The organism is Prevotella sp. AM23-5, assembly GCF_003473645.1.
Taxonomy (GTDB): domain Bacteria; phylum Bacteroidota; class Bacteroidia; order Bacteroidales; family Bacteroidaceae; genus Prevotella; species Prevotella copri_A.
Genome location: NZ_QUCG01000018.1, coordinates 55,479 through 62,359 on the forward strand (window position 1 = coordinate 55,479; position 6,881 = coordinate 62,359).

The 6,881-nt window shown below is 43.4% G+C and carries 9 protein-coding genes and 1 pseudogene; 1 reads left to right on the forward strand and 9 read right to left on the reverse strand.

The features are described 5' to 3' along the window. Positions 1-2 precede the first annotated feature (2 nt). Genes DW657_RS06415 through DW657_RS06440 form a run of 6 tightly spaced genes read right to left on the reverse strand, consistent with a single transcriptional unit; the run spans position 3 to position 4,479 of the window. Positions 3-227, reverse strand: coding sequence for a hypothetical protein (locus DW657_RS06415; protein ID WP_147381895.1), 225 nt, complete (start codon positions 225-227; stop codon positions 3-5). Between the two features lie 4 nt (positions 228-231). After that, on the reverse strand, positions 232-855 hold the full coding sequence (locus tag DW657_RS06420) for a bifunctional adenosylcobinamide kinase/adenosylcobinamide-phosphate guanylyltransferase (RefSeq protein WP_118311857.1): 624 nt from the start codon (positions 853-855) through the stop codon (positions 232-234). Between the two features lie 2 nt (positions 856-857). Further along, complete coding sequence (locus DW657_RS06425) at positions 858-1,103, reverse strand: hypothetical protein (protein WP_118311858.1); 246 nt, start codon at positions 1,101-1,103, stop codon at positions 858-860. A gap of 2 nt (positions 1,104-1,105) precedes the next feature. Further along, entirely contained in the window at positions 1,106-1,981 is an 876-nt protein-coding gene (locus DW657_RS06430; protein WP_118311859.1) for an ATP-binding protein, read from the reverse strand. 44 nt (positions 1,982-2,025) lie between these two features. Further along, on the reverse strand, positions 2,026-4,023 hold the full coding sequence (locus DW657_RS06435) for a hypothetical protein (RefSeq protein WP_118311860.1): 1,998 nt from the start codon (positions 4,021-4,023) through the stop codon (positions 2,026-2,028). A gap of 15 nt (positions 4,024-4,038) precedes the next feature. After that, positions 4,039-4,479, reverse strand: coding sequence for a hypothetical protein (locus tag DW657_RS06440; RefSeq protein WP_194253305.1), 441 nt, complete (start codon positions 4,477-4,479; stop codon positions 4,039-4,041). A 161-nt stretch (positions 4,480-4,640) separates the two neighbouring features. On the opposite strand from DW657_RS06440, the gene DW657_RS06445 reads away from it, so the two are divergent. Next, a complete protein-coding gene (locus DW657_RS06445; RefSeq protein WP_233546631.1) occupies positions 4,641-5,405 on the forward strand; it encodes a LexA family transcriptional regulator in 765 nt (254 codons plus the stop codon). Positions 5,406-5,748: 343 nt separating this feature from the next. Here DW657_RS06445 and DW657_RS18330 read toward each other — a convergent pair whose 3' ends face one another. From DW657_RS18330 to DW657_RS18335, 3 genes and pseudogenes are all read right to left on the reverse strand, one after another. Beyond that, positions 5,749-6,003, reverse strand: coding sequence for a hypothetical protein (locus DW657_RS18330; protein ID WP_118311861.1), 255 nt, complete (start codon positions 6,001-6,003; stop codon positions 5,749-5,751). Positions 6,004-6,495: 492 nt separating this feature from the next. Beyond that, positions 6,496-6,696, reverse strand: a pseudogene (locus DW657_RS06455) (cysteine peptidase family C39 domain-containing protein); the annotation flags it as partial. A gap of 2 nt (positions 6,697-6,698) precedes the next feature. Beyond that, positions 6,699-6,881: TonB-dependent receptor (locus DW657_RS18335; protein ID WP_233546632.1), on the reverse strand; the 183-nt coding region annotated here is incomplete at its 5' end.

Below are 6,881 nucleotides of genomic sequence, written 5' to 3' on the forward strand. Positions count from 1 at the left end.
CGCTATATAGTTTGATAAGTTACTTTCAAATATCCATGCCACTGGATGATTCTGTTTGCCCACATCAGGCTCTTTGTTTTCAGAACAAACTGCCCTCTGTTCTTCTGTGAGCGCATCACATTCAAGTCGCACTCATAATTGTGTTCAAGCCATTCCGTCATGGCAGACTTGCATTGTTCTGCCGTCATCAAGATGAAAATGGTGTCTCCTTCCTTGTAGTTGTCCATACGCTTATACTGCATTACTGGTTTGTATTACTCCATCTTCCCATACGGTAAAAGCCTCACCTGCCTCGCCAATGGCTCGACCTTGGCAATATGCCTTATATCCTTGCACTCTCACCTTCATGCCTGCCATATACTTCAATCGGGCAGCTGGCTTGCCAAGCGGTTGCCCCTTGTATTCTTGGCTGATGAATATGAAACTCTTACGAGGAAATTCATCAGCAAGTGTCTTGGCTTGCTCATAGCTCCATTCTGAGTATTGGAAACTGTCAATGATGATGAACTTGGCACTTTTGCGCTTTTTGAGGCGTTCTTTCAGTTCGTCAAGAGTGTCATCGGTCGCCACTCGAAACTTGCCTTGCACCTCATTCATCTTGTAACGGTTGATACGGTCTTGAAAACTCTTGCTCACGCCTTCCTCGTAACTCAGATAAAGAACACCGCCATACGAGCAAAGTTCTTTGGCAAGCTGCATCACAAAGCTGCTCTTTCCACTTGCGCTCGACCCCGACACAAACCATGTTTCTGTTATGGAAGGGAATCCAAATACCTTGCTCCACTTCTCACCCCAGGGAATGGTGATATATGTCTTTGCAGCTATATCCCTGGGGCTATATGCTCGCTTTGCCATAATTATCTACCTTTTATATAACACCAACCCATCAAATGTTCAAGCGGAAGTGATACACCATGAATGGTTCTAAATACACTAAAGTTACCATCTTCATCAACCTCACCATCACACCATCCTCTGCATACTTTTAAATTGTCCATGACAAAACGAGCTTCACGTTTTTCATCAATGCTTTGCAATGTGTCTGGTGATTTCAATACCTTACGGCTTCCATCATTGAACGTTACCGTCATCTTATTTCCCATAATCATGCAAGTTTCAGTTTCTCAATCTCAGTATAGACACGGCGCAAACCGCCGTTTGTTTTTCTCACGATGGTTGCAATGTCGGCATCCTTTGGAGCGTTAGCCCTTGCCACCACTTCTGCCTGATGGCGCAAGAACTTATCACGTTCCTTGCCATCATCTGGTGTAACCTTGGAATATCTACCACCGTAACGGCTCAACATTTCGGTGTAACCAACCTTCTTGCACTCGATGGAGCGATTTATCTTCTCTTTCAGTCCATCCGCTCCCATCATGTACCAGGCGCAACAACGTTCGGTTGCATTCCAGAGGGCTTTGAGTTCCAAGAAAGCCTCATACTGCAAGTCTCCAGCTTCATCAAGGATGATAAGAGGGTGTTCGATGGAACGAAGGTAATAAACCAAATCCTCATACACATCGGCATAATGTCCCTTGCTGTCCACGCCAAACTCTGATGCTATCTTGCGAACCAACTTCAACTTGGTCTTTACTTGTGAACAGTCGATATAAACTGCATTCTTGTGACCTTGCACATAATAGCGTGCCGTGAAGGTCTTTCCAATGTTGGGTATGTCGCAAAGGATGCTGCTTTGCCCTGAGCCTTGACAGAACTCTATTTGCTTGGTGATATACTTGAAGGTCTCTGTTGGGGCTGCGTTCCACTCTATTTCGTTGCGCAAGGCCACATTCAGCTTTCTTGCAATGCTCAACCAGTTGGCATCACTCAATGCCTTTTCTGTCTGACCATTCTTCAACATACTATAAATGGATGTTGAAAGTCCAAGGGCGGTTGCGTGCTTTGCGTCACTTGGATAGTTTGACCTGTTGGCTGCTATCGCTGCCAGGATCTTTTTCTTTGTTGCGTCTGCTATTGTCATATTCTTAATCTTTAATCGTTATTATAATGATGTTTGAACGGTGTTTAAAGGTCGGCCAAAGCCCTTTCCTCTATGCTCATTTCTGGCATATATACTTCATCGGGGTCTTCTATCTTTGGCGGTGGAAGTACAAAGGTTTCCTCTGCCTCTTCCTTTGGCACATCCGACTTCATTACTCCAACCTTGCCAATGGCATTGTCCTTGACGTATTTCGTGAATGAGGCAACTTTCTTCTGTTGCGCTTGGTATTTCTCCAAGTCTTCATCAGTCTGTTCTGCCATCACACGGTTGTAGGTTTCCACTCGTTCCACTTGGTCAATGAATCTGTCACCTTGAAAGATGAACACCTCTTGTGGCTTGCCGTCTGCATCTGGAATGTAGTATGCCGTCACCTTATTGTTGTTTGGCTCCAGGCGTTCCAGCTTTTCGGTCTTGCTCAACCACCAATCTTCGTATGCCACTCTTACGGTGGAGTTTCTTCTGATGCTTGTTTCCACTCTCTCACCAATGTATCTTGCAAGCGTAAGTTTGTCAAGCGGTTGAAGGGTTGGATTGATGTTGGCAACAAGAACGTCCCATCTGCTCATGCCAGGGTACTTCTTTTGATTCGGGTGCAAGCTGTGATTCCACTCATAGTTGTCTTGGCGGTCATCAGCTATCAGTTGATCATAGCTGAAATATTCCTTATCCTCATACAGCTCATTGGTTTCATCACTGATTTTCTTACTTTCCGTTCGCCACTTGCCTTTTCCATAGAAACGGCCAATGCCCTCATGGTTCTTGTGGATGATGCTGCGTTTCTTCGCTCCGTTCAAGTTCTCTGCATATTTCTCTTGCGAGTTCTGAGGCGCACAGAAATGAACGAATGGGAATGCGACACCTGCTTGCAGAAATCCGTCCTTGTATTGCGACATCAAGTGATTCTCAACCTCAATACCTGCTGGCATACCCCAACCATTGCGTTCTATCAGTCTGAACATATCCCTAAAGCAGTCAAGCACCAGGATTTCATCCTTTTTCCTTGCGTAAGATGCGCCAATCACACATTGGCTGACCACATCATAAGCATAGTAAGCGTGAACCCTCTGCTTGGTGTCTTTCAACTTTCGTGTCAAGTCCACGTCATCCATTGTGATTTGGCTCAGAGAGAACTCACCTGCATGGCGGTGCATGTGCGGCATCTGTTCGTGCATGAAGGTGGTGTAACTCATAAGCTCATGTTCAATCAGTACCTTGTTTTTCGGTCGGTTCAAGTAGTTGGTGATTGTCGATTCACTCAAAACCTTTGGTTCACCGCTCTTGTCTGTGAAATCATCGGGGTTGAATAGTTCTCCAGTTTCTGGATCATAGACCTCTATTTCACCACATACAAACGAATTGTATAGTTCCAAGACACTTGTATTGAATGGCTTGTTAGGAAGTACCGCCAAACCCAAAATCAAGCGTTCCGTCTTGTGGTCAACCTTGCGTGCGCTTTGGTTTCCGAACTTGCCACTTATCAGACAGGCATAGCCAAACTTCTTGTATTCGGCTACCTTCTTTCTGAATCGCATGGTTGAAGCTGGTAGCGTATGGCCAAATTTATCTTTGAGTGTTTTGATGGTGGTTGCCATCTTTTCCCAGTCGTATTTTTCTCCCATCAGCTTCTTTGATGCGCTTGCACGGTTGTAGAGCTTGATGCAAGTGTTCAGAACTGAGGCGTTCACCACATATTCCTTCACTTTCTCTTGTGTGAGGTCAAGCCCTGTCTTGGCACGGTCGTTGAAGAAAGCAACGGCTGCTTGGTCGGTCTCATAGTTGGACGTTATCCAACCCTCCAGTCTCACAGTGTCACCACCAGGATAAAGTTCATCCACCATTTTGCGGTAGATGGTAGGAATGCTATCAACGGCAACCAGAGCATAACGTCCTTGCCCCTTACCGCTACGCACCACATTGATGCGCTTCCTGGCAGATAGCTGTTTGTAGTTCGAGGCAGTCATTATGCCACCGTCAACAAGCTCACGTGCTGAAATGCAAAGTGTGTTACCGTAATACTCCATTTCTCACCTCCTTGATTATTCGGCACAAACAGGTCTTGCGTACTTTTTGTAAAGCTCTGGGGTAGTCAAGATGTCGGCATCCCTCTGTGTCCATGCAGCAAAGATGCTTTGGATTTCTTCCAGTTGCTTGATTTTCACATCCTGGTATTGCTTCATCATCTTGCCCTTGTAGAACACATCCACATTGCCATTGGCTTTGTTGCACTCAATCATTGCACCATTGGGGAAGTATTGGCGCATATAGCCATCTGCATCATGGATGGTCTCAACCTCTGGGGCAACTATCATCACAATGCCACCTTTCTGCTTGGCATATACACGGATGCGCTTTGCCTTGTCACTTTCGCCACGCTTTGCGTCAAAGTTCAGGGCATAATAAACCATTTTCCCTGTAACGTTGAACGCTGCCATGATGTCCTGGCGAACTTCTCTTGTTACGTCAATGTACTTTTTCATTGCTTCCATTTTTAATCGTTATACAAATCTTGTTTTATCTTTTTAAGATGCAAAATTCGTCTTTCTCACGTCTTTTTTGTATCTTTGGCGCGGTGTTCCTTTAGTAACACGGTGCAAAGATACAGAATTTCTGTATAATAACAAAATTAAATTCAGAAAATATGGAAGTATATAAGCAGATTTTAACAAAAAATGAGATAAATGTACGCTTTATCATGGCTATCAATGCGATTTTGGACAAAAAAATGGTAAATAGCAAGGTTGATTTAGCAGAATCTCTGAACGTAAAGCCTTCTAAGTTTTCAGAAATTCTGAATGGTAGAATGAACGTAGGGGTCGATATGATAGCAACTTTATGCGACCTTTACAGAATTTCACCTGATTGGATTCTGATGAGCAGAGGAAATAATATGTTCCGTGAAACATATAAGATGCCTAAGATATGGGTTGATGATGAGCCAAGCGATTTAGACACAACTTTACCATCTACCAAGGAAGTAAATAATGCGCCACAGCTTTCTGATAACCCAAACATAGGCAAGCCATATTACGATGTTGATTTTATGGGAGGCTTTACAGAGGTCTTCAACTCTCAGAAAAGCGTACCAGACACAAACATTGTCATCAGAGGGTTCGAGAAAGCTGATTTATGGTGCAATGTTACAGGTCATTCAATGGAGCCAAAAATCAACCATGGCGACATCATTGCCCTTCGCCAATGTACGCTGGATGATGTCCAGTATGGCGAAATATACGCTGTTGTGCTTGACACGATACGAACCATCAAGATATTGCGCAAGTCTGATGATCCTGACAAGCTCCGTTTCATCCCAATCAACTTGCAAGATTTCGATGAACAAGAATACCCCAAATCAAGGATATTGAACATCTTTGAGGTCATTGGTAGCATCAGCAAGTTCTTTTAACCTCATAGTGACACCCTCTTTGGTACTCCAAGTGGGGTGTCACCCCCTCTTCATCGCCTCAAAAGCCCTATATATTATATATAATAAGGTGTAAACTTCAAAAATCGTTGCTCACAAAGGGGTAGTTTCTTCACAATTAACCGAAAAAAGTGGTTAGTTTCTTCATTCAGCTTTTTGTATGCCAACGACCCCACTTTTGTAACCCTTAATTCTCGAAAGTGTAACCCTTAACTGTAACCCTTAGTGTAACCCTTACCCCAAAATCGCCACTTTTCAACACGAAAAAAGGGAGCCGTAAAGCCCCCTCATTCATATTCGGTTTGAATACCATAAATAAGCCGTTCTAACGGCGTTTTAACCACTTCCTTTCATAGACCCCTTGCCGACCACCCGAAATAAGCGTAGATTGCTTTATAATAGCTCGTTTCGTGATTATAGACCCATTCCCAGACAGCCCAGCATGAAGCAAGTAACTCTTAGTACATCCGACCTCTTCTGAGGTCAGCACGGTATAAACCGCCGATATGCTTGAAAAGTAGAAGTCTTTCAAACCATTATGTTTGCCCACAATAAGATGGACGTGTATAACCTTTGCCATATCAATTCATTTAAATTTCGGTGCAAATATACCAAATAATCATTATATGGAATAATTTTGCATTTTAAATAATCATAAAAGGGCGAAAATAAAGGGTAGCGATTGCCACCCATGCACAAGCCCCATCATCCTCATGTAAGCCATTTGTAAACCTCATTCAAGTCCACCGCCCTCAAACGCAAGCCAGAAGGCCACAGAATTAAACCAAAATTAAACTCATGTAAACGTTTCGTTTTGTGTCGCTCTTCATGCAAGATTATCGTAACTAACTATATTTCAAAGACTTCACCCGATTTTGGGGCATAAGGCTTTATATACGCTTCGTTCTGTGCCCTTTAGATACTCAAGAATATGATTGAGTAAGATTATATACTGAGAAATCGCCAGCGAAGCTGTAGAAAGGCTTCACTGGCGATTTTACAAGAGAGATTTATCTATGTGTTAACAAAACAAACTCGCTCCAAATTGGACTTTGATTGGATATCAATTAGAGCGAGTGCTTATCCAGTGAAATCCCAATATTCTTGCAGCCTCATTGATGCCCAGTATGGAGACACCTTCCGTTGTGGCAAAGCAAATCTTCGACAGAGAGTCCAAAGAGTACTCCCTGCCGAAATATCTACATATCATCTGCAGGCAGGTGATACCGCATTGCATGCTGTCATGCTGATGTTCTATCTTTATATGTGCCATTACTAAAAATGAAAGAATATAGACATTAATATTGTTCTACCTCGCAACTGATACTCCTTGCTCGTACGGGTCAACCCCGAATAAACGGTATAGCCGTAAGTGCGCTGATTGAAAAGATTAAGCGCAGTCAAACTCAATTCCATACCATTTCTGAAACCATAACTGGTGGATGCATCGGCAAGAGT